The organism is Dietzia sp. SLG310A2-38A2, from assembly GCF_014145095.1.
GTDB lineage: Bacteria > Actinomycetota > Actinomycetes > Mycobacteriales > Mycobacteriaceae > Dietzia.
Map to the genome: position 1 here is coordinate 1 of NZ_JAALDX010000232.1, position 3025 is coordinate 3025.

At 70.8% G+C, this 3025-nt stretch carries 3 protein-coding genes; all 3 read right to left on the minus strand.

Going from position 1 to position 3025, the window contains the following annotated elements; all coding sequences use genetic code 11:
- Positions 1-557: enoyl-CoA hydratase-related protein (locus tag G6027_RS08750; RefSeq protein ID WP_182636835.1), on the minus strand; the 557-nt coding region annotated here is incomplete at its 3' end.
- Positions 554-1543, minus strand: a complete 990-nt coding sequence (locus tag G6027_RS08755) for a nitronate monooxygenase family protein (protein ID WP_182636836.1) — start codon at positions 1541-1543, stop codon at positions 554-556. The genes G6027_RS08750 and G6027_RS08755, both read right to left, overlap by 4 nt.
- Positions 1540-3025: 3-hydroxyacyl-CoA dehydrogenase NAD-binding domain-containing protein (locus G6027_RS08760; RefSeq protein WP_182636837.1), on the minus strand; the 1486-nt coding region annotated here is incomplete at its 5' end. The genes G6027_RS08755 and G6027_RS08760, both read right to left, overlap by 4 nt.

Consider the following 3025-nt stretch of genomic DNA (forward strand, 5'->3'; position numbering starts at 1 on the left):
TCGAGGGCCAACCCCACGTCCCGGGCCTCCTCGGCCGAGACGGCGTCCCCGCGCAGCAGCATCCGGGAGGCGACCGAGCGGCCGACCGCCGCGGGGAGGAGCACGCTGGCCCCGCCGTCCGGCATGAGACCGATGTTGGTGAACGCGAACAGCAGGTACGCGTCGTCGGCCATGAGAACGAGGTCGGAGGCCAGCGCCAGTGAGACGCCCACCCCCGCCGCCGGACCGTTGACCGCGGCGATCACCGGAACCGGGGCGGTCAGCACCGCGCGGACCAGAGCCGCGGCGTTGTCCATGGTGACGTCGGGACTGGGAGCGTCGTCGGCTCCCTCCCGGATGGCCTGGAGGTCCGCCCCGGTGGTGAACGCCGCCCCCTCGCCGGCGAGCACGATGACACGGGTCCCCGGATCCGCACCGTGCTCGGTGATGAGCCCGATCAGCGCGCCGACCGTGTGGTGGTCCAGGGCGTTCATCCGGTCGGGTCGGTTGATGCTGATGGTCGTCACGCCGAGGTCGTCGGTCTCCACCTTGACGGCGTCCCGACCGGTGGCGGTCATCGGGCCGTCTCCGCGGCGGCGACCATGCCGGACAGGCGGTCGGTGATGATCGCCTCGGCCTCGGACATCATGCGGTCGACCAGCTCGGCCGCGGTGGGCACGTCGTCGATCAGTCCCTGACACTGGCCGGCTGACCAGATGCCCGCGTCCAGGTCGCCGTCCTCGAAGACCTTTCGGCCCCTGGCGCCGGCGACCAGGTGCTGGATGTCGGAGAACTCCACGCCCTCTGCCTCCCTGGCCACCACCTCAGCCGAGACGGCGTTCGCCGCGACTCGCGCGGTGTTGTGCAGCGTGCGGAAGATCAACTTCGTATCGAGCTCCGAGTTGGCCACGATCTGCTGCTTGACCTGGTCCGCGACCGGCGATTCGGCCGTGCACATGAAGCGGGTGCCCATGTTGGCCCCGTCCGCCCCCAGCGCGAGCGCGGCCACCAGGCCGCGGGCGTCGGCGATGCCGCCGGACGCCAGCATCGGGATCGTCAGCCGGGCCGCCGCGGCGGGGATGAGCACCAGTCCCGGCACGTCGTCCTCCCCCGGGTGCCCGGCACACTCGAAACCGTCGATCGACACGGCGTCCACCCCGAGCTTCTCGGCCTTGATCGCGTGCCGCACGGAGGTGCATTTGTGGATGACCTTGACGCCGGCGGCGTGGAAGACAGGGAGGTGGTCCTTGGGGTTGGACCCGGCGGTCTCGACGATCTTCACGCCCGACTCGACGATCGCCTGCCGGTACTCGGCGTACGGCGGCGGCGTGATCGACGGGAGGATCGTGAGGTTGACCCCGAAGGGCTGGTCGGTCATCTCCCGGCACCGGGCGATCTCCTTGACCAGGTCCTCGGGGGTGGGTTGGGTGAGCCCGGTGATGATGCCCAGCGCCCCGGCCTCGGACACGGCGGCTGCGAGTTCGGCGCGACCGACCCACATCATGCCGCCCTGCACGATGGGGTGGCGGACCCCGAACTCCTCGGTGAACCTGGTGCGGATCATGGCTGGACCTCCTCGTAGGTGCCGCCCGAGGCGGCCTTGGACCGCAGGGACTCAGGCAGGGTGAAGCGTTCTCCGTAGCTGGCCGCCAGCTCGTCGGCGCGGGCGACGAAGCCGGGCAGGCCGCCCGGGTACTGGTCCATGTAGCGGGCGACGCCGCCGGTCCAGCCCGGGAAACCGATGCCGAGGATCGAGCCGACGTTGGCGTCGGTGGTCGTCTCCAACACGCCCTCGTCAAGGCACTTGACGGTCTCGAGCGCCTCCGCGAAGAGCATGCGGTCGATCGCGTCCTGCAGCGGGATCTCGGTGGTGCCACCGAAAGCCTCCGCCAGTCCCGGCCACAGCCCGGCCCGCTTTCCGCCCGAGTACTCGTAGAAGCCGGCGCCGGTCGAGCGGCCCTTGCGGTCGTACTCGTCGATCATCGTGTCGAGCACGGCGTTGCCCGGGTGGTCGGGCAGGTCGCGGCCCTCCGCCCTGGCGGCCTCGCGCGTCTCGTCGCGGATCTTGCGGGGCAGGGTCAACGTGAGTTCGTCCATGAGCGCGAGCACCGACGCGGGGTAGCCCGCCTGCGCGGAGGCCTGTTCGACGGTGGGCGCAGGAACGCCCTCGGCGAGCAGCGCCATGCCCTCGCTGGTGAAGGTCCCGATGACGCGCGAGGTGAAGAACCCGCGGGAGTCGTTGACGACGATGGGGGTCTTGCCGATCTGCGCGACCAGGGCCAGGGCGCGCCCGAGGGCGTCCTCCGAGGTCTCGGCGCCTTTGATGATCTCGACCAGCGGCATCTTGTCGACGGGCGAGAAGAAGTGCAGGCCGATGAAGTCGGCCGGCCGGTCCACGCCGCCCGCGAGCATGGTGATGGGCAGGGTCGAGGTGTTGGAGCACAGCAGCGCGTCCGGGGCGATGTGCGGCGCGATCTCCGCGAACACCGTCTCCTTGACCTTGGGGTCCTCGAACACGGCCTCGATGACGGCCTGCGCGCCGGAGGCAGCTGACGGATCGGTGGTGGGGGTGATGCGCGACAGGAGTGCCTCACCCTTGGCCTGCGCCCGGTCGCGAGCCTCGCCCTCTGCGGCGCGGGACACGGTCTTGGAGACCAGCTTCTCCGAGTACCCCTTCCCGCGCTCGGCGGCGGCCTGGTCGATGTCCTTGAGGACGACCTCCATACCGGCCTTGGCGCACACGTAGGCGATCGCTGCGCCCATCATCCCGGCGCCCAGGATTACGACCTTGGTGATCGGCTCGCGCTCTGCGGAACCGTGGGCCTTGGCGAGCCCGTTGGCCTTCTGTAGGTCGAAGAAGAACGCGCGGATCATGTTCTTGGCGGTCTGCCCGGTCGCGAGCCCGGCGAAGTAGCGGGCCTCGATCGCCTGGGCGGCGGCGAAGTCCACCCCGGCGCCTTCGACGGCCGCGGCCATGATCGCGACGGGGGCCGGGTACGGGGCGCCCCCCAGCTGCTTGCGCAGCATCGCGGGGAACGCGGGGAGG